The organism is Mesorhizobium sp. CNPSo 4671 (assembly GCF_057784245.1).
In genome coordinates this window covers 231,917-251,974 of record NZ_JBWLUW010000005.1, presented here as the reverse complement: position 1 = coordinate 251,974, position 20,058 = coordinate 231,917, and the positions used below count along the sequence as shown (strand labels likewise).

15 protein-coding genes are annotated in these 20,058 nt (G+C 64.8%); 8 read left to right on the top strand and 7 right to left on the bottom strand.

The annotated features are described in order from the left end of the window. The first annotated feature begins 24 nt into the window (after positions 1-24). Complete coding sequence (locus tag AC04SF_RS17115; protein ID WP_488478799.1) at positions 25-1,257, top strand: DUF1501 domain-containing protein; 1,233 nt, start codon at positions 25-27, stop codon at positions 1,255-1,257. A 90-nt stretch (positions 1,258-1,347) separates the two neighbouring features. On the opposite strand, the gene AC04SF_RS17110 is transcribed toward AC04SF_RS17115, so the two are convergent. The 7 genes from AC04SF_RS17110 to AC04SF_RS17080 form a co-directional block, all read right to left on the bottom strand. Then, a complete protein-coding gene (locus AC04SF_RS17110; RefSeq protein ID WP_488478798.1) occupies positions 1,348-1,602 on the bottom strand; it encodes a GCG_CRPN prefix-to-repeats domain-containing protein in 255 nt (84 codons plus the stop codon). Between the two features lie 153 nt (positions 1,603-1,755). Continuing rightward, complete coding sequence (locus AC04SF_RS17105) at positions 1,756-5,163, bottom strand: acyl-[ACP]--phospholipid O-acyltransferase (protein ID WP_488478797.1); 3,408 nt, start codon at positions 5,161-5,163, stop codon at positions 1,756-1,758. 288 nt (positions 5,164-5,451) lie between these two features. After that, positions 5,452-7,014: an indolepyruvate oxidoreductase subunit beta family protein gene (locus AC04SF_RS17100; RefSeq protein WP_488478796.1), complete on the bottom strand. Its 1,563-nt coding sequence runs from the start codon at positions 7,012-7,014 to the stop codon at positions 5,452-5,454. Continuing rightward, entirely contained in the window at positions 7,007-9,160 is a 2,154-nt protein-coding gene (locus tag AC04SF_RS17095) for a thiamine pyrophosphate-dependent enzyme (protein WP_488478795.1), read from the bottom strand. Before AC04SF_RS17095 ends, AC04SF_RS17100 begins: the two co-directional genes overlap by 8 nt. Before the next feature lie 44 nt (positions 9,161-9,204). Continuing rightward, positions 9,205-9,687 carry a MarR family winged helix-turn-helix transcriptional regulator gene (locus AC04SF_RS17090; protein WP_488478794.1) on the bottom strand — a complete coding sequence of 161 codons (483 nt, stop codon included), beginning with the start codon at positions 9,685-9,687 and terminating at the stop codon, positions 9,205-9,207. Next, entirely contained in the window at positions 9,687-11,258 is a 1,572-nt protein-coding gene (locus AC04SF_RS17085) for a phytoene desaturase family protein (protein ID WP_488478793.1), read from the bottom strand. The genes AC04SF_RS17090 and AC04SF_RS17085 overlap by 1 nt, the downstream gene beginning before the upstream one ends. Positions 11,259-11,536: 278 nt before the next feature. Beyond that, a complete protein-coding gene (locus AC04SF_RS17080; protein WP_488478792.1) occupies positions 11,537-12,328 on the bottom strand; it encodes a cyclase family protein in 792 nt (263 codons plus the stop codon). A gap of 119 nt (positions 12,329-12,447) precedes the next feature. On the opposite strand from AC04SF_RS17080, the gene AC04SF_RS17075 reads away from it, so the two are divergent. The 7 genes from AC04SF_RS17075 to AC04SF_RS17045 all read left to right on the top strand — a co-directional run bounded on the left by AC04SF_RS17075 (position 12,448) and on the right by AC04SF_RS17045 (position 19,974). Further along, the gene (locus tag AC04SF_RS17075) at positions 12,448-14,022 is read left to right on the top strand and encodes a phytoene desaturase family protein (RefSeq protein WP_488478791.1); all 1,575 of its coding nucleotides are present in this window, start codon (positions 12,448-12,450) and stop codon (positions 14,020-14,022) included. Between the two features lie 111 nt (positions 14,023-14,133). Then, on the top strand, positions 14,134-15,663 hold the full coding sequence (locus tag AC04SF_RS17070) for an ABC transporter substrate-binding protein (protein ID WP_488478790.1): 1,530 nt from the start codon (positions 14,134-14,136) through the stop codon (positions 15,661-15,663). 87 nt (positions 15,664-15,750) lie between these two features. Beyond that, the gene (locus AC04SF_RS17065; RefSeq protein ID WP_488478789.1) at positions 15,751-16,758 is read left to right on the top strand and encodes an ABC transporter permease; all 1,008 of its coding nucleotides are present in this window, start codon (positions 15,751-15,753) and stop codon (positions 16,756-16,758) included. Continuing rightward, the gene (locus AC04SF_RS17060) at positions 16,724-17,593 is read left to right on the top strand and encodes an ABC transporter permease (protein WP_488478788.1); all 870 of its coding nucleotides are present in this window, start codon (positions 16,724-16,726) and stop codon (positions 17,591-17,593) included. Before AC04SF_RS17065 ends, AC04SF_RS17060 begins: the two co-directional genes overlap by 35 nt. Then, entirely contained in the window at positions 17,590-18,468 is an 879-nt protein-coding gene (locus AC04SF_RS17055; protein ID WP_488478787.1) for an ABC transporter ATP-binding protein, read from the top strand. The genes AC04SF_RS17060 and AC04SF_RS17055 overlap by 4 nt, the downstream gene beginning before the upstream one ends. Then, the gene (locus AC04SF_RS17050) at positions 18,461-19,297 is read left to right on the top strand and encodes an ATP-binding cassette domain-containing protein (RefSeq protein WP_488478786.1); all 837 of its coding nucleotides are present in this window, start codon (positions 18,461-18,463) and stop codon (positions 19,295-19,297) included. The genes AC04SF_RS17055 and AC04SF_RS17050 overlap by 8 nt, the downstream gene beginning before the upstream one ends. Before the next feature lie 77 nt (positions 19,298-19,374). Beyond that, a complete protein-coding gene (locus AC04SF_RS17045; RefSeq protein ID WP_488478785.1) occupies positions 19,375-19,974 on the top strand; it encodes a VOC family protein in 600 nt (199 codons plus the stop codon). Positions 19,975-20,058: the final 84 nt, after the last annotated feature.

Genomic DNA, 20,058 nt, shown 5'->3' with positions numbered 1-20,058 from the left:
GACAACTCCCATGGAGACCAAGTCATGAGCCTGCTGTGTGAAACCCCCTCCCGCCGCGCCGTGCTGATGACCGGCGGCGCCCTGTTTGCCTGGGCCTATCTGCCGCGTTTCGCCCGTGCCGCCGACAATCGCGATCCGCGCCTGATCGTCATCGTCCTGCGCGGCGCGCTCGACGGCCTGTCGGCGGTCGGTCCGGTCGGCGACCCCGATTATGCCGGCCTGCATGGCGACATCGCTTTGTCGCTCGCCGGCCCGCATGCGGCGCTGCCGCTCGATGGTTTCTTCGCGGTCAATCCAGCGATGCCGGTGTTTGCGCGCCTGTTCAAGGACAAGCAGGCCGCTGTCGTGCACGCGGCGGCGACAGGCTATCGGGAACGCTCGCATTTCGACGGGCAGGACGTGCTGGAAAGTGGTTTTGCCGGCCCAGGCCATGTCGCCACCGGCTGGCTCAACCGGGCGCTGGAGAGCCTGCCGGCGGGCGACCGCGTGGCGACGCTTGGCGGACTGGCCGTCGGCCCCTCGACGCCGCTGGTGATCCGTGGTGCTGCCCCCGTGCTCGGCTGGGCGCCGCAATCGCTGCCGGAGCCTGCCGGCGATCTCGCGGCGCGGGTTCTCGACCTCTACCAGCATCGCGACCCGGTGCTGGCGGTGGCCCTGCAGAAAGGTCTCGACGCCGACCGCATGGCGCTCGACGACCAGATGGGCGCCAAGGCTATGAAGCCGAAGGGCGGCCTCGGCAGTGCCGCCGGGATGCGGCAGGCCGCGCAAGGTGCGGCCAGGCTGATCGCGGCCGATGATGGGCCGCGCGTTGCAGCCCTTGCCTTCGACGGCTGGGACACGCATGTCAACGAAGGCGGCGCGACCGGCCGGCTCGCCACGCTGCTCGGCGGCCTCGACGGCGCCTTCGAGGAGTTCGAGAAGGGTCTCGGCGAGCGCTGGAAGGACACGGCGGTCGTCGCCATCACCGAGTTCGGGCGCACGGCGCAAATCAACGGCACGGTTGGCACCGATCACGGCACCGGCACGGTGGTGCTGCTCGCAGGTGGCGCGATCAAGGGCGGCCGCGTGATCGCCGACTGGCCGGGATTGAAGCCGGCCCAGCTCTACGAACAGCGCGATTTGGCGCCGACCAGCGATGTCAGGGCGGTGCTGAAAGGCCTGCTCGCCGACCAGTTCGGCCTCTCGGCCGCCGTGCTCGGCGACAAGGTGTTTCCGGAATCCGCAGCGATGAAGCCGATGCGTGATCTCGTCGTATGAAAAGGACTGGTGGCGTCACAGGGGACGCCACCTCTAGCAAAAAACGCTCAGGTCACTTCGGAGGCGGCGCCGCGTCGATCGGCTCAGTGATCACCAGCGGTGGTGCCAGCGATGGTGGTGATGGTACCGCCAATGTCCCGGCCGGACTATTATCACGCGACGACGGTTGGGCACGCAATTTCCCCACCGATTCACGTGCCAGCCAGGGCCGCATCTCCAGCCGACGCTTTCGATTGGCGACGGAGCGGCGCTGGGCTTTGCCATGGGCAGGGCCTGCGAGCCTACGCTCGACAGCATCAACGTGCCTGCTGCGACTGCGATTGGCAGAATGTATCTGGTGAGCATGATTGTGTCCTCCATGGTTGACATTCCCGGAAACACCATACCACTCACCTGGCTGAATGCCGGGTGAGTGGTCCGATCACATATTCGTTAGGTTAAAGCGCTCGCCAAGCGACGCCACGGTCTTCAGCGGCGTTCGTCTTGTCGTCACCTTGATCAGGCGGCCTCGACCTTGGCGACCGGCGCGTCCTCTCCGCGCACCAGTTTGGTCACGCCGGCAAAGTCGAGCTTGCCGGAGCCGAGCACCGGTACTTTCTGGACGACGCGCACTTCGGCAGGCACCATCAGGTCCATGGCGCCATTGGCTTTGGCAAAGGCCAGGAAATCCGGGCGCGTGGCGCCGGGAGCCTCGGTGATGAGAATGAGCTTCTCACCCTTGCGCGCATCCGGCACGGAAGCGACGGCCGACAACGAGCCCTTCCACAATTCCCCCGCCAAGGCCTCGACGGCGGCGAGCGAAATCATCTCGCCACCGATCTTGGCGAAACGCTTAGCGCGGCCGCGAATGGTGATAAAGCCGCCCTCGTCGACCGAGACGACGTCGCCAGTGTCATGCCAGCCATCCGGCAGCGCTTCGAGCACGCCCGGCTTCTCGGCGCGCAAATAGCCCGCCATTACATTGGGGCCGCGCACGTAGAGACGTCCGCCTTCGTCAACGCCCGGTACCGCATCTAGGCGATACTCCATTCCGGGCATGATTTTGCCGACGCTGCCGGACTTGTTGTACATCGGCGTATTGATGGCGATTACAGGTGCCGCTTCGGTCACGCCGTAGCCCTCGAGGATACGCACGCCGAACTTTTCCATATAGGTCATGCGCGTCGCTGCCTTGACCGGCTCCGCGCCCGCAAAACAATAGCGTATCGAGCGGAAGTCGTACGGGTGCGCGGTGCGTGCATAGCCGCTGAGGAACGTATCCGTGCCGAAGATGATGGTCGCGTTGGATGCGTAGATCAGTTCCGGCACGAGGCGGTAGTGCAGCGGCGATGGATAGAAATAGACCGGCACACCCGAAATCAGCGGCAGCACCGTGCCAGCCGTCAAACCAAAGGAATGGAAGATCGGCAAGACGTTGAACACCTTGTCGCCCGAGTGGAAGTCGATGCGCGAGGCCGCCTGCGCGGCATTGGCCAGGATGTTGCGGTGGGTAAGGACCACGCCCTTCGGCGTGCCTTCCGACCCCGAGGTGAACAGGATCACCGCCGGGTCGTTGGGCAAGCGCTTCGCGCGCGGCGTCGACTTGCGCAGCAGGCCGAGCAACTTGTCCTTGAGACCGATGGTTTTGCGCAGATCGTCGAGCCAGACGATGTCGACCGAGCGGCCTATCTCCTCGACGACCGCGCCGAGCTTTGCCTGCTCGACGAACGCGCGAGAAGTGAGCACAGTCCGGACTTGCGCCGCCTTGCAGGCGGACAGGATGTTGGCGGCACCTGCGGTGAAGTTGATCATCGCCGGCACCTTGCCGGCCGACATCACGCCAAGCAGTGTGGCGCAAGAGCCGTTGGCGTTGGGCAGCATGATGCCGAGCGTCTGCTGATCGGCATAAAGGTTCTGGAATTTCTCACCGAGTACGGCGGCCGCCGTGAGCAGCTTGCCATAACTCAGCGAACCGGTGACCGGATCCTGCACGGCAAGCTCTCCCATCCCGCGTTCGTTCGCCGTCTGGATGATCTTTTCCAAGACCGTCTTGTCGATGTCCTGCGTGCGGAAGACGAGGTCCGACATCACCTGATAGAGAGCAGCCCCCGCCGCGGCGCGGCGTTTGCGACCCTTCAATTCCTGTGGCACTTCGAGCCTGACGGGTTCCAGGATCGTCACCTTGACCTTCGGGAACAGCCGACGGCGCACATGTTGCGAGGTCAGCCGCGAAAAGTAGCTTTTCTCCAACCCGTCGATGCGCACCGGCACGACCATCGAGCCGGTCTTGTCGGCAACCATGGCGGCGCCGTCATAGACCTTCATCAGGCCGCCGGTGACGGTGATGCGGCCTTCGGGAAAGATGACCAGCGGATCGCCGCCCTGCACGACCTTGATCAGCGTGCGGGTCGACATCGGCTTGGCGGGATTGAGCGGCAAAGCGCGGGCGAGTTTCATGAACGGCTTCATCCACCAGGCCTGGGCAATGGTGTAGTCGATGGCGAAGACCGGCTCCTCATCGGTGAGCGTCAGCGCCAGCGGACCGTCGAGGAAGCTGACATGGTTGAGCGCCAGGATGGGCGCCTTGCCGGCTGCCTTGAGGTTGTCCATGCCCTCGACTTCCAGGCGATGGAAGGCGCGGAACAGGATGGAGACGAAGTCGCGGAAGGCGTTGGTCGGCAGGAATTTCAGCATCAGCCAGGCGGCGACGGCATTGGCCACGGCGAGGCCGAACAGGATCCCGCCGGTGGAGACTTTCGTCTGGATCATGGCGACGACAATACCGCCGACCGTCATGAAGCCGGCATTGACGATGCTGACGGCGGCGACGACGCGGGCGCGGCGCGCTTCCGGCGACCAGGCCTGCACGGCGGCGAAGGTGGGCACCACGAGGAAGGCGCTGGCGATGGCCATGCCGGCGAGGTCGATCGCGACACGGATCGTGTTTGGCCCGGCAAAGAACAGGGCAAGGGTCTCCGCCCTCGGCGAGGGCTGCATGCTCCAGATGGTCCAGGCCAAATGCAGGCCGAACAGCGCCAGCAACGCGGTGCCAACTGGCGCGGGCAGAAGCACGATGCGCCCCTGTGACATCCATGCGGCAATGGCCGATCCAATGGCGATCGAGGCGGCGAACACCGCGAGATAGACGGTTACTGCGATCTCGTTGCCGCCGAGCGAATCCTTGATCAGCGTCGGCAGGATCGACAGCACGATGGCGCCGATCAGCCAGAACCACGAGGTCATCAGCCCGGCGCGCCAGATGCGCGTGTCGGTGCGCAATTCGCTGACCTGGCGCCAGGTCGAGCGGAAGATGTTCTTGTCGATGACAAGGTCGGGCGCCGCCGAACCTGTCGGCGGAATGTAGCGGCTGACGAACCAGCAGCCGACGGCCAGGGCCATCATGATCGGCCCGAACACGGTGACGCCGATGCCATCGGCCGAGACGACGCCGCCGGCGATGGTGCCGCCGAGGATGGCGGCAAACGTGGCCGACTCGATCCAGGCGTTGGCCTTGGGCAGTTCCTTGCGCTCGAGGTGATCGGGCAGGATGCCGTATTTGATTGGCCCGAACAGCGCCGAGATGATGCCGAACATCAGCAGCGCCGTCATCAGAACCGGGATCGACGACAGCGCGATGCCGGCGACAGAGACTGCCGCCGCGGCAATCTCGGCGAATTTCAGCCGACGCGCGATCAGCGCCTTGTCGAAGCGGTCGGCAATCTCGCCGCCAAGGGCGGACAAGAGCAGGAAGGGCGCCATGAAGACGGCCCCGGCAAGCGTGACCAGCGAGGCCGCCTGGCCGGCGGCGAGTGTGAAGAGGATCAGGAACACCAGTGTGTTCTTGAGGAAATTGTCGTTGAAGGCGGACAGGAACTGCGTCCAGAACAGAGGCGCAAAGCGCCGGGACAACATCAGATGCGTGTTCATGGCGATTTCCATTTGGCGGAACCCTACGGCGGTGTGCCGTGGGCCCTGCGGGTTGCAGGCGCTGTTTCAATCTCAGTGATAGTCTTGAGCTGGTTAAACTTCCTTACTGTGCTTGATGCTCATCCGTGGCTTTTCGGTTCGCCAGAATTGAACATCGTTCATAATCGTAATCTATCATGTTTTGAACATTGTTCAAGCAAAAAATGAACAGCGTTCACCGCGCCCAAAAACGGAGCCGGCGGCCGGTGGAGTCTATCAGGATTAGGGCGCCCCGGTTGCCGGACCGGGTCAGAGCGTCGCCACGGTCTTCAGCGCGCCGTCGAGCATGTCGCCCTTCTCGTCCTTCAGCGCCGCCTCGCGCAGGCGGCGGATCCAGTCGGCGGCATCGGCCCGGCCTTCGAGCATGGGAAGCGCCGACAGCACGCGGTCGAATTTCGACTGGCCGCGGACATGGGTGTCGCTGTAGCCCTTGATCAGCCGGCGGCAGTTGAGGATTTCGACGGCGAGCGCGTAATCCTGGGGCACGTGGCCGAGCGCCAGCGCGTACCAGCGATCGAGATGGTTCATCTCGACCTTGTGGCGCAGCAGGCTACGGCGCCAGCGGCGCAGGCCGCCGATAAACCAGAGGGCCGCGAAGCCGGCAAAGCTGTCGGTGCGGATGCGGCGGCCGTGATTGATGCGGCGGTCGAGGAAGGCGGCGAGTTTCGGCCGATTCTCGATATAGCTGCCCAGCCCCGCCGGCAGCGTGCCGCAGAATTCCTCGATGCGCGGGTGGAAATATTCGGTCACCTGCAGGATCGAGCCATCCTTGACGCCGACCTCCTTGCGCACACGCTTGTCACGCGTCGAGCGTGTTTTCAGATCGGCGACACGGATCATATCGTCATAGCAAAGCGCGTTGGCGAGATGCTTGGCGGCGGCAATGGAAAACGCATGGGCATGGTCGGCGCCGTCCAGCGCGACGGCCGTGTCCAGCCGATCGAGATACTCCCGCCCATAGGCGATGTCCTGATAGTCGACGACCTTTCTCAGGCCCCGCAGCGCCATGTCGCGCACCGCCACTGGCATCAGGTCGATGCGGGCGGCGAGCGCCTGCCAACCCTGCAACAGGTTTTGCGGGCCGGTCACGCGCCCTGCCCCCAGGGCGGATTCGACGATCGCCGGCTCGGCCGGCTTTGGCGCAGGTGCGGCCGCGCCGCGCGCGCGGTCATAGGCAGCACCGAAGGCGGCAAGGCTGGCCTTGACGCCGCGGCCGCCGGCACCGATCGCCTGCTCGTAGCTTTCGCGCGTGAACGGCAGCGCGTCGGACCCGGCCAGCGCGCCGAGCAGGCTGGCCGAGATCATCGAACCATTGTCGGCGGCGATCTTTTCCATGTCGAAAGCGATGAAGCGTTTGGCTGCCGCTTCCGCCGTCGCATGCACCTTGGAGGACGAGGCGCGGCCGTCGCCCGGCTCGATCTTCTCAGACACGGCGGCAATGCGGTGCGAGGAGGCGATCAGCGTCGTGCGTTCCGGCGTGACGAAGCCCCTGATGATGGCGCGGCCGGCTTCCATAAGCTCTGCCGCGATCAGGATGTCGACGTCACCCTGCGAGGGCGACAGTGCGAAGACCGGCAGCCGGCCGGTGTCGCGGGCCATTTCGATATAGTAGATCGTGGCGCCGGTGCGTTGCGCCACGCCGGCGACCGAGGTGGATTGCGCGACATGGCCATTGCGCTCGGCAACGTCGGTGATCCAGTCGGCCAGCACGCCGCCGCCCTGGCCGCCTACCGCCAGCACGGCAAGCTTGATGACGCGCTCGTCGTCCTGGGCGCCGGCCTTGGCGCGAAAGGGCGGGACAGCGTCAAGCATCGGCGAAGGTCAGGCGCCGGCTTTCGCGGCGGCGCTGCAGCAGGCCGATGGTGGCGCGGCGTGCGGATTCGAGGAAGCGGTCCCAGCGGCTCGGATTGTGCACGACATCGGCGCGGTAGAAGGAGGGGCACAGCACGGCGGCGTCCGCCACCTCGCCGCAATTGCCGCAGCCGACGCAGCTCTGGTCGATACTCGCCACCGGGTCATCGCGCAGCGGATCGTCGAGCGACTTCACCGACAGCGACGGGCAGCCGGACAGCCGCATGCAGGCATGGTCGCCGGTGCAGATGTCCTCATCGACGCCGAACTTCGGTTTCACCACGCGCTCACCGCCCTTGATCGCCTTGTCGACCAGCGGCTTTTCGCGGCGTTGGCGGTTGAGCATGCATTCGGACGAGGCGACGATGACCTTCGGTCCCTTTTCTTCCGTCGTTAGCGCCTCGCGCAGCGTGTCCTGCATCTTGCCGACGTCATAGGTGCGGTCGACATGGCGCAGCCATTTGACGCCCATGCCTTTCACCGCCTCGGTGATCGGATGCTTTGTCGACTTGGTCTTGTTGCACGCGCGCGACGACAGGATGTCCTGCCCGCCGGTGGCGGCCGAGTAGAAATTGTCGACGATGACGATGACGCCGTCATTCTTGTTGAACACGGCATTGCCGATCGACGAGGTCAGGCCGTTGTGCCAGAAGCCGCCGTCGCCGACGAAGGAGATCGAGCGGCGCTTGGCGTCGGGCGAATTGAAGGCCGAGGCCGAGGCCGGGCCGAGACCATAGCCCATGGTGGTGGCGCCGAGTTCAAAGGGCGGCATGATCGAGAACAGATGGCAGCCAATGTCGGATGCGATGTGGTGCTTGCCGAGTTCCTGTTCGACCAGCTTTGTCGCGGCAAAGATCGGCCGTTCCGGGCAGCCGATGCAGAAGCCCGGCGGCCGGCCCGGCACGACGTTGATCAGGTCCGCGGTGTCGACGCCGTCGCCGACCTTGTTGGGCGCGCGCACTTCGCCCGGCAAGAGATGCGGCGCCTCGGCGCGCAGGAAGGTACCGATGCCGTCGAGCATCACTTGGCCGGTATATTCGCCGGCCATCGGCAGATATTCCTTGCCGACCAATCGGGTGCCACGCCCGGCCTTGTGCAGCATCGCGGCAAAGGCCTGCTCGATGTAGTTGGGCTGGCCTTCCTCGACGACCAGCACAGCCTGCTTGCCCTCGCAGAAGGACAGGAACTCATCGTCGATCAAGGGATAGACGGCGTTGAGCACGTAGAGCGGCACATCGGTCTCGCCATAGGTGTCGGCAAGGCCGAGCCGCTGCAAGGCGCGGATGACGGAATTATACATGCCGCCCTGCATGACGATGCCGACCGAGCCGTGGTCCGAGCCGAAGAATTCGTTGATCTTGTTCTTTCGGATGAAGTCGACCGCCGCCGGCCAGCGTTTGGCGACCTTCTCCTTCTCATGCAGGAAGGAGGCGGGCGGCAGCACGATGCGGCCGGTGTCGCGGCGCGGGGCTTCCAGCGCATCGGCCACCGTCATCGGCGGGCGCTTGTTGTCCTTGGCGATGAAATGGCCGTGCACATGGCAGCAGCGGATGCGCACCTGCAGCATGACCGGCGTGTTGGAGATTTCGGAGAGTTCGAAGCCGTCTTCCACAGCCTTGACGATGGACGGCAGGTTCGGGCGCGGGTCGAGCAGCCAGACCTGGCTCTTCATGGCAAAGGCATGGCTGCGCTCCTGCATGATCGAGGAGCCCTCGCCATAATCCTCGCCGACGATGATCAACGCGCCGCCGGTGACGCCGCCGGAGGCGAGGTTGGCCAGCGCATCGGAGGCGACATTGGTGCCGACGGTCGACTTGAAGGTGGCCGCACCGCGAATGGGATAATGCACCGAGGCGGCCAGCATGGCGGTGGCGGTGGCTTCCGAGGCGCTTGCCTCGAAATGCACGCCGAGTTCGCCCAGAATGTCCTGCGCGTCGGCCAGCACGTCCATCAGATGGCTGATCGGCGCGCCCTGATAGCCGCCGACATAGCCGACGCCGCATTGCAGCAGCGCCTTGGTGATGGCGAGGATGCCCTCGCCGGCAAACTCCTCGCCGGCGCCGAGCCTCAGTTTTTCGACTTCCTTGGCAAAAGACCGTTCGGCCATCTCTGCCTCCTTCCCTTGCCGCCGCTGGTCGGCGGCGCGTACATCTAGATGTCGTGCTTGCGAATGTTTTTCAGCATCTTCAAAAGCGTGGCGATCAGTGCCGCATATTCGGTATCGTCGATATCGTGGAACATCGCCTCGAACGCGTCATGCATGGCCGGCCAGGCGCGGGTGAACTCGGCGCGGCCCTCGTCGGTGAGGAAGACATGGCGGATGCGGCTGTCGGTGACGCCCTGCTCGCGCCGCACGAAGCCTTGCCCCTCCAGCGTGTCGAGCGTGCGGCTCAAGGTCGACTGCTCGATGACCGTGTAGACCGAGAGGTCGTTGACGGTGACGCCATCGGTGACCGACAGGACCGCCAGCGTGCGCACCTGCGGAATGGTCAGGCCCTGCTTGCGGAAATCATCACGCAAGGTGGCGTTGTAGCGGCCCATGATGCGGTTCATCAGATAGGGCGCGAATTGCTGCAGGCCGATCTGACCGAGCGTCGAAATGCGCTGGCGCTTTTCCGCAACCTTCTGCTCCATCACAGCCTCCCCGCCAGGAGGAAGCCGGAGCCGCCGCCCAAGCCGGCGCCCGGATGGGTGGAGGCGCCGATATGGTAGAGGTTCTTGATACCGGTCTTATGGTTGCGGCTGGTCTTGAACGGCCGCCACAGGAAGGCCTGGTCGATGGTCGACGAGCCGCCATAGGGGTCGCCGCCGACCAGATTGATGTTCATCGCTTCGAGATCAGCCGGCGAATAGGCGCGGCGCGCAATCACGCTGCCCTTGAAGCCGTCGATATGGCTGGCGAGGATGGCTTCGACGCGGTCGGCGTAGGCTTCGCGCAGCGCGTCGGTCCATTGTCCGTCAGCCGGCGCCTGCAGCTTACCGGCGGCATCGCCCTTGATGTGGCGAGGCGCCTCGGGCAGTTGCAGCCAGAGGATCGCCTTGCCTTCCGGACGGCGTGACGGGTCGAGCGCATGCGGCTGGCCGACGCAAATGGTCGGCACTTCCGGCAACATGCCGCGTGCCGCCTCGTTGCAGGCCTTCGACACGCCATCGAGCCCCGGCGTCAGATGCAGCAGCGCCACTTTGTCCAGACCTTCGCCGCGCCATGCCGGCGGTTTGTCCAAGGCATAGTGGATCTGGAAATTGCCCTTGCCATAGCGATATTGCCGCGTCGCCTCGATATCGGCTTTGGGCGCCTCGCTGCCCAGCAGCCGGCCATAAAGCTGCGTCGGCGTGACCGAACAGATCACGCTCTTCTTCGCATGAACCGTTTCGCCCGAGGCCAGCCGCACGCCGGTGGCGCGGCCTCCAGCCAGGATGATGGAGGCAACATCCGCTTCGGTGGAGATGACGCCGCCGCGCTCGGTGATCAATGCCTCGAAGGCCGCCAACAGGTTCTTCGCCCCGCCCTTGACGATCGGGGCGCCTGCGGCCTCCAGCGCGAAGGCGATCACCTTGGCGATCTGGCCGGAGAAGGCGTCTTCCGGCCCAAGCCCGGCATGCAGCACCCAGGGCGCCCACAACGCGCGGATGGTTTCGGACTGGTAGGTGCTTTCCAGCCAGCCGCGTGCCGGCGCCAGCGCTTCGCCGAGAAAGGCGGCAAGGCCACGCGGGCCACGCCGCCAGGCATCGCCGGCCAGCAGCTTGGCCGTCGGATAGGACCACAGCGCGCCGCCGAGCAGGCCGAACAGCAGGCCGGCATTGCGCTCGATGCCGCCGACATCATCCGCGTGCCGGTCGCCATCACCCGCCGCGATCGCGTTGAGGGCGGCGACGTTGGCGGCGCGGTTGGTGGTGAGCACGGCATGGCTGCCGTCCGGCCGCAGCACGCCGGTCGGCGTGCCGGTGTGGCAGAACTCCAGCCCGTGCCGTGCAAGATCGCCGCCCAACGCCGCAAAGGCCGGCGAGGTGATGAACAGCACGAAGGTCGTCGCCATCACATCATGGATGAAACCGGGTGCGGTGATCTCCTCGGTGCGCATGCAGCCGCCGATGCGGTCGTTGCGCTCCAGCACGAGCACCTTCGCACCCTTGCCGCCGAGCATCGCCGCGCAGACCAGCGCGTTGATGCCGCTGCCGACGATGATGTGATCGGGGGCGGTCATTGGGGAATGCCCTCGGTCGTCGCGAAGTGACGTTCAGGCGCATAGGTTAGCGTTCTACGGCGCCCCCCTCTGTCCTGCCGGACATCGAGATCGATTGTCATCTCGGCTTTCGCCAATCGCCGACGTTGCAGGAATGAGCGAGGCGCCAAAGTCGCCAATCTCCCCCCAAGTGGGGGAGATGCCCGGCAAGGCAGAGGGGGGCGCCGTAGGGCGCGAGCGCCGCCAACCTGCCTCTCTATCGCTTCGCCAACCTGCATGATCTTCTCCCGAAGATCTCCTTACTGCCCCGACACCAGCGCCAGCGCGCGGATCGGGCTGCCGGTGCCGTGCTCGATCTTGAGCGGTGCCGCGATCAGGATGGCACCCTTCGGCGGCAGCTGGTCGAGGTTGCAGAGGCTGGCGAGACCGTAGCGGTTGGCCTTGTGCATCAGCGTGTGCGCCGGGAATGGCGGCTCCATGCCGCCGGCCTTGCCGGCATCGGTGCCGATCGTCTCCGAGCCCCAGCCCTTGATGTCCTTGGCTATCAGATACTGGATGGCTTCGGCCGTCGGACCGGGCGTGTGCGGGCCGGTTTCGTTGGCGTTGAGGAATTCGGCTTCCGAAGCGTTGCGCTTGTACCAGTCGGTGCGCATCACCACCCACTCGCCTGGGTTGATGGCGCCATGCTTGGCTTCCCATGCCTTGATGTGGTCGACGGTGAGCAGGAAATCGTGATCGGCGGCGGCTTCCTTGGAGCAGTCGATGACATTGACCGGGCCGACGAAATTCTGCGCCGGAATGGTGTCGGTGGCGCCGTCCGGATAATCCTTGCCGGTGATCCAGTGCTGCGGCGCATCGAAATGCGTGCCCGAATGCTCGCCGAGCTTCAGCCAGTTCCACGCCCACCACGGACCATTCTTGTCATAACGGGAGATCGAGTGGATCTCGACCTTCGGCGTGTCGACCGCGAGTTCCGGCGGCAGCTTGATCAGCGGCGTGTCCGGTCCGAGTTGCGCCGAGAGGTCGACCACCTTGATGGCGCCTGAGAGCAGCTGGCCGGCGACTTCGCCGAGGAGTTTTTGGGTGTCCATGGTCTCTGTTCCCTCTTTGTCGATGATGATCGAGGCTCGTCTCGGCCCTTAATATCCTACTAGACGAAAACATATGCATCTGCAATTATCTTTAAGCATAAAGGAAATGGGAACGGGGCGTGAGCGAGTTCGACGCCATCTTTGTCGGGGCGGGCCACAACAGTCTGGCATGCGCCGCGCATCTGGCGCTCAAAGGCTGGAAAACCGGGATTTTCGAGCGCAGCGCAACAATCGGCGGCGCCGTGCAGACCCGCGAATTCACCCTTCCCGGCTTCCGTCACGATTTCGGCGCGATGAATCTGAGCCTTATTGCCGGCTCGGCCTTCCACCAGAAATATGCAAATGAATTGAAAGCACAGGGGCTGGAATTCATACCGGTCGCCGACTGTTTCGCCAGCGCCTTTCCGGACGGACGCTGGTTCGGCGTCAGCAACGACCTGGAAAAAACCGCCACGCGCATGGCTGCCTTCTCCGCTGCGGACGCCGCGGCATGGCGCAGGCTGGTTGCCGCCTTCCCGGCCGAGGCCGAGCATCTGTTCCGGCTGCTGGGATCGCCGATGAGCGCCCGCGCGCTTGCAGGCACCGCGTGGAACCTGTGGCGCAAGAAGGGGGTTGCCGGCGCGCTCGACACCGGCCGGCTGCTGCTGTCGTCGCCACGTGCTTGGCTGGAGGAAACTTTCGAGTCTGCGCATGTGCGGGCGACGCTCGCCACCTGGGGCATGCATCTCGACTTCGCTCCCGACATCGCTGGCGGCGCAGTGTTCCCCTATCTGGAATCGATGGCCAACCAGAGTTTCGGCATGGTGCTGGGCAAAGGCGGCGCCGATACCATCATCCGGGCGCTGGCCGGCATGGTCACGTCGGCCGGCGGCAAGATCGTCACTGGCGCCGAGGTGGCCGAGATCACCGTTTCCGCCGGCAAGGCGACCGGTGTTCGGCTCGCCTCCGGCGAGACGCATACAGCGACCAAGGCGGTCATCGCCGGTGTCGCGCCCAAGGCGCTGGCCAGCAAGCTGCTGCCCGGCGGTTCCGGCAATACCGGCTTCGACACGGCAATGCAGAAATTCCGCCATGCGCCAGGCACGATGATGATCCACCTGGCGCTCGACGACCTGCCGGACTGGCGCGCCGGGGCCGAGTTGCGGCAGTTCGCTTATGTGCATCTGTCGCCGTCGCTCGACGCCATGTCGCGCACCTATCAGCAGGCGATGGCCGGCATGCTGCCGGACGAACCGGTGCTGGTCGTCGGCCAGCCCTCAGCGATCGATCCGTCGCGCGCGCCGCAGGGCAAGCATGTGCTGTGGGTGCAGGTGCGGATGCTGCCTGCCGAGATCCTGGGCGATGCGTCGGCCAAGATCGCGCCCGCGCATTGGGATCAGGTTAAGGACGCCTACGCCGAGCGCGTGCTCGACATCATCGAGACCTATGCACCCGGCCTGCGGAGCAAAATCCTCGGCCGTTCGGTGTTCTCGCCCATCGATCTCGAGCGCGAGAACCCGAATCTGGTCGGCGGCGACCAGGTGTGCGGCAGCCACCATCTGGCGCAGAACTTTTTGTTTCGCCCGGCGCGGGGCTATGCCGGCTGGAACACGCCGGTGACCAATCTGCATCTCACGGGTGCCGCGACATGGCCGGGCGCCGGCACCGGTGCGGCCTCGGGTTTCATGCTCGCGCAACAGCTTGGCGGGAGGTAGGCTCCGACGATTTTATCGAGGCGACGAGAGGCAAGGCGCTGCTGCCCACGAAGCCTGAACCCAAGAACGGACAGTGCCGCGCAAAGACAATAACCAACAAGGGGAACGACCATGAAAATCAACAGACGCGAATTGCTGGGATACAGTGCCGCGGCCCTTGGCGTGACCGCCATTGGCCTGCCGAAAATAGCCAAGGCCGCTGCCGGCGAATTGACCATCGCCTACAATGTCAACCTGCCGTCCTGGGATCCGACAACCGGACCCTCGGCCGTCAATCCGACCATCCAGGGCCTCTACCAGTCGGTGTTCGACCAGATCATTCCGCAAAAGCCGGACCTGTCCTTCGCGCCGGGCCTGCTCACCGAATGGGGCTGGAACGACGACCGCACCAAGGTGATGATGACGGTGCGCGAGGGTGTGAAATGGCATGACGGCTCGCCCTTCACGCCCGAGGACGTCGTCTGGTCTCTGCAGCGGGCGGGCGACGAAAAGACCGGCAACCCGATCCAGTTCGTCTGGAAAAACGTCAACAATTTCAAGATCGACGGCAACAAGATCACCGGCGACGTGGTGCAGTTCGACCCGGTCTATTTCAAGTGGATGTCGTTCCTGACCGGCTACATCCTGCCGAAGGCCTACTACGAGAAGGTTGGCGCCGAAGGCTTCGAGAAAGCGCCGATCGGCACCGGTCCGTATATGGTCGAAAAATTCGAGCGCAACGCCTTCCTGCGGCTCAAGGCCAACCCGAACTATTGGGGCACCAAGCCGGCCTTCGAGAATGTGACGATCAAGTTCGTCACCGATGCGGCGAGCCGTGTCGCCGAAATCGAGTCCGGCTCCTCGCAGGTGACCCTTGAAATCCCCTATGAGGAATATGACCGCCTCATCAAGAAGAGCGAACTCGCCGGCTCGATCAAGAACGTCTCCGACATCGGCATGATCTTCTTCAACAACAAGGACGCCATGCTGGACAAGAATGTCCGCCAGGCGGCCGTGATGGCGGTGGACAAGGAGCTGTTGGTCAAGCGGCTGCTGCGCGGCTACGGCCTGCCGATCGCGACGCTGGAGACGCCGGAATACGCGGCCTTCGATCCGTCGATCAAGGTCGAGCACAATCCGGAAAAAGCCAAGGAATTGCTGGCCGCCTCCGGCTATTCGACCAAGAAGCCGGCAAAGTTCACCATCCAGACCACCAAGGGCTTCAAGCCCAAGGACTACGAGATGGTGCAGGCGATCGTCGGCATGTGGCGCAAGGTCGGCATCGAGGCCGAGATCGAGGTCTACGAGATCGCCAAGCACTATGAACTGCGCGCCGCGCACAAGCTGGCGCCGGCGGCGTTCTACAACTGGGGCAATTCCATCGGCGATCCGACCACCTCGACCGGCTTCGCCATGTTCGGACCCTCGCCGCATTCGTCGTGGAAGACCGACGACCTCGATGCCAAGATCGGCCCGCTCTGGGGCGAGAAGGACGAGGCCAAGCGCATCGCCGGCTGGAAAGCGGTCGACAAGTACATTGCCGAAGAGGCCTATGTGCTGCCGCTGATCCAGTACGCCCAGCCGATCGTGCACTCCAAGAAGGTCAATGTCGTGCAGCACATTTCCGGCGCGCTGCTGCCCGCCTTGATGACCCCGGCCTGATATCGGCCTGGAATTGCCGCGCGCCGTCCATAGCGACGGCGCGCATTTCTACGGCATACGAGCCTGCGGGCTCCCGCAAAGATTTACATGCTCCTGCAACGATTCCTGATCCGTCTTCTGACGATGCTGATCACGCTGTTCGGCGTGGCCGTCGTCGTCTTCGTCGTGATCCGCGTCGCGCCCGGCGATCCGATCGCCATGATGCTGCCGCCCGGTGCGACGGATGACGACATCGCCCGCCTGCGCGCGCTCTACGGGCTCGACAAGACCATCGTGCAGCAATTCTTCATCTGGCTGTCCGGCGTCGTCAGGGGCGATTTCGGCACCTCGATTTCGCTCAGGCAGGATGTGCTCGGCCTCGTCTTCAACCGGCTGCCGGCGACGCTGGAGCTGGCCATCGTCGCGCTTGTCATGGCGGTGCTGCTTGGCGGCACGACGGCGGTGCTCGGCGCGCGTGAACTCGGCACGGCGGTGGAAGCCGGCATCGACATCGCCAGCGGCGCGGCGCTTTCCATTCCCGATTTCCTGTGGGGCCTGGTGCTGATCCTTTTGTTCGGCGTGCTGGTGCCGATCTTCGACATTTCCGGCCGCGTGTCGCCGCAGCTCGACCTGCCCTTCGTCACCCAGTTCTATTTCTTCGAAAGCCTGCTGCGGCTGCGCTTCGACCTGACCTGGGACCTCTTGAAACACATGCTGATGCCGGCGGTAGCGCTGGCGCTGCCGCTGGCGGCGATCATCTCGCAGCTGTTGAAACAGTCGCTGAAGGAAGTGCTCGACCTCGACTATGTCGTGCTGGCGCGGGTGAAGGGTTTTTCTGAGACGCAGGTCATCCTGCGCGAGGCGCTGAAGAATGCCGCTCTGCCGACGCTGACCCTGGTCGGCGTGCAGTTCACCTTCCTCATCGGCGGCACGGTCATCGTCGAGAGGCTGTTTTCCTATGAAGGCCTCGGCAACATGGCGATCGATGCCGTCATCAACCGCGACCTGCCGCTGATCCAGGGCATCGTGCTGGTCTTCGCGCTGCTGTTCGTGCTGATCAACCTCACCGTCGACATGATGTATGCGCTCCTCAATCCGAGGCTGCGCCATGGATAGGGCCTCAAGGCGCGGACTGAGCCCCAGGTTGTGGCTCGCCGGCGGCTGGCTGCTGCTGGCGCTGCTGGCGGCAATCTTCGCGCCGCTTGTCGCGCCGCAGGATCCGCTGGCGCAGGATCTGATGCTGGAGCGGCTGCCGCCCTTCTGGCTCGACGGCGCCGAGCCCGGCTATTGGCTGGGCACCGACAGCCTCGGCCGCGATCTGCTCTCGCGCCTGATCTTCGGCGGCCGCATCGCCTTCATCGTCGCCTTCGCCGCGGCCATCGCCGCCTGCCTCGTCGGCTCGACGCTCGGGCTGATCGCCGGCTATTTCGGCGGCTGGGCCGACCGCATCATTTCGCGCATCGTCGATATCTGGATGGCGTTTCCACCGGTGCTGTTCGCCATCCTGCTGGTGGCGGTGCTGGGCACGGGCTTGAGCTCCGTCATCCTCGCCATCGCCATCATCGACTGGACGCGCTTCTGCCGGGTGATCCGCGCCGAAGCGATGGGCCAGTCGCGCATGGATTATGTCGAGAATGCCCGCATTGCCGGCTATGGCCGCATCGGCATCATGCTGCGCGAAGTGCTGCCCAATGTGGTGCCGTCGATCGTGGCGCTGCTGTCCTTGGAGATGGGCATCGCCGTCATCGTCGAGGCGATCCTGTCCTTCGTCAATCTGTCGATCTCGACCGACGATCCGACCTGGGGCGGCATCATCGCCGAGGGCCGGCTGTCGATCCATCAGGCCTGGTGGGTGCTGGTGTTTCCACTGATCACGCTGATCCTCACCGTGCTGTCGTTCAGCCAGTTCGGCGAGGCGCTGAAAGCGCGTTTCGACCCGGTGCTGCGATGAGCGCCTGTCTCGACATCGTCAATCTAAGCGCCGTGCTGCCGAACGGCCAGCGCGTGCTGCGCTCGGTATCACTCTCCGTGCAGCCCGGCGAGGTCCGCGCGCTGGTCGGCGAGAGCGGCGCCGGCAAGACGATGATCGGCAAGGCGGTGCTCGGTGTGTTGCCGTCGAGCGTGCGCATCGTCGAAGGCGACATGCTGCTTGAGGGTGAAGACCTCGGCAAGCTGCAGCCCAAGGCAAGGCGCGCGCTGATCGGCGCACGCACCGCGCTGATCCCGCAGGATCCGCTGACCGCGCTCAACCCGTCACGCCGCATCGGCCCCCAGATGACCGACCGGCTGGTGCGCATCCTCGGCTGGAGCGGCGGGAAGGCCGACACGCGCATCCGGCAGTTGCTGGACGAGGTGCAGATCCGCGACCCCGACCGCGTGCTGAAAAGCTATCCGCATGAGCTCTCCGGCGGCATGCGCCAGCGCGTGCTGATCGCCGCCGCCTTCGCCGCCGAACCAAGGCTGATCGTCGCCGATGAACCGACCACGGCGCTCGACGTCACCGTGCAGAAGCAGATCCTGCGCCTGATCGCCGCGTTGCAGCGCGAGCACGGCACGGCGATCCTGTTCGTCACCCATGATCTCGGCGTCGTGGCCAAGGTCAGCCAGAAGGTATCGGTGCTCTATGCCGGCAAAGTGGTGGAGGAGGCCGAGACGGCAGCGCTCTTTGCTACGCCGCAGCACCCCTACACACGCGCGCTGATGGCGGCGACGCCGCGCTACACGGACCCGTTTGCTTCGCTGAAGCCTGTAGACGATGCCGTGCTGGCCGGGCTCGCTTCGGAGATCGCCGCCGCTGACCAAGCCTGGAGGCCGCCGCATGGCTGAGCCGCTATTTTCCGTGCGCGGGCTGAAGGTCGCGCTGCCCGACATGACGCGCAAGCCGTTGATCGGTCGCGCGCCTTTGGCCGAGATCCTGAAAGGTCTCGATTTCGACCTGCCGAGCGGCTCGGTGACCGGCATTGTCGGCGAGTCCGGATCCGGCAAGTCGACGCTTGGGCGCGCGCTGGTCAGGCTGCTTGAGCCGAGCGCCGGCAGCGTCAGCTTCGAGGGCCGCGACATCACCCATCTGCCAGAGGCGGAGCTGCGGCCGTTGCGCCGCGACCTGCAGATGATCTTCCAGGATCCGCTGTCGTCGCTCAACCCGCGCCGCACCATCGCCAGCATCATCGCCGCGCCGCTGAAGCAGAACGGGCTTGGCGACAATCTGAAGGCACGCGTCGCCGAGGCGCTGCAGCGGGTCGGGCTGCCGCAGAGTTTTGCCGGCCGCTACCGCCACGAACTGTCGGGCGGCCAGCGCCAGCGCGTCGGCATTGCCCGCGCGCTCGCGCTCTCACCGAAATTCGTGCTGGCCGACGAGATCGTCTCCGGCCTCGACGTGTCGACGCAGGCGCAGATCCTGACCCTGCTGGAGAAACTGGCGGCGGAGATGGGGCTGACCGTCGCCTTCATCAGCCACGATCTGTCGGTCATCCGGCGGCTGTGCCGGCAAGTCATTGTCATGCGCGAAGGCGTGATCGTCGAGGCCAGCGCCACCGACGCCTTGTTCGACAATCCCCGGGAGGCCTATACGCGCGACCTCATCGCAGCCATTCCGCTGCCTGAAATCGACGCCGGATGGCTGGACATCCCGTCGGCGGCCAAGCCGCCGGCGTGAATGCATACGCACGCCGAGAAGCGGGCTTCGGACGTGCGACCGCAAAGACCCAGGTCCCGCCAATGGAGAGGACTGACATGAAGGCGATACTTCGAAATGCAACGCTCGCTGCCACTATCCTTGGCAGCGCCGGCATGGCTTCCGCGGATTCGATCCCCGGCATGCGCGGCCACGACCATACCGGCATCACGGTTCCCGACATGAAGCAGGCGGTCGACTTCTTCACCGAGGTGGTCGGCTGCAAGAAGGCAATGTCGTTCGGCCCGTTCGCCGACGACAAAGGCACCTTCATGCAAGACCTTCTGGGCGTCGATCCCAAGGCGGTCATCGAGCAGGTCACGATGGTGCGTTGCGGCTATGGCTCGAACATCGAGCTGTTCAAATACACCGCGCCCGACCAGAAGGATCTGACGCCGAAGAACAGCGACATTGGCGGCTTCCATATCGCCCTCTATGTCGACGACGTCGCCGCCGCCAAGGCCTATCTCGATGGCAAGGGTGTCAAAACCAGGATGGGGCCTTTGCCGGTCAAGGAAGGCCCCGCCGCCGGCCAGACCATCCTCTATTTCCAGGCGCCCTGGGGACTGCAACTGGAAGCGATCAGCTATCCCGACGGCATGGCCTATGAGAAGGGTGCCGAGACGGTGCTTTGGAGCCCGAAGAACCCGGAAAAGTGAGCTTTTGGCGCGCTTGTGGGACGACACGCAAGCGCGCTGCCGATATGCGCCCAATGATTTCGATATAAAACTTTAAGCTTGAAA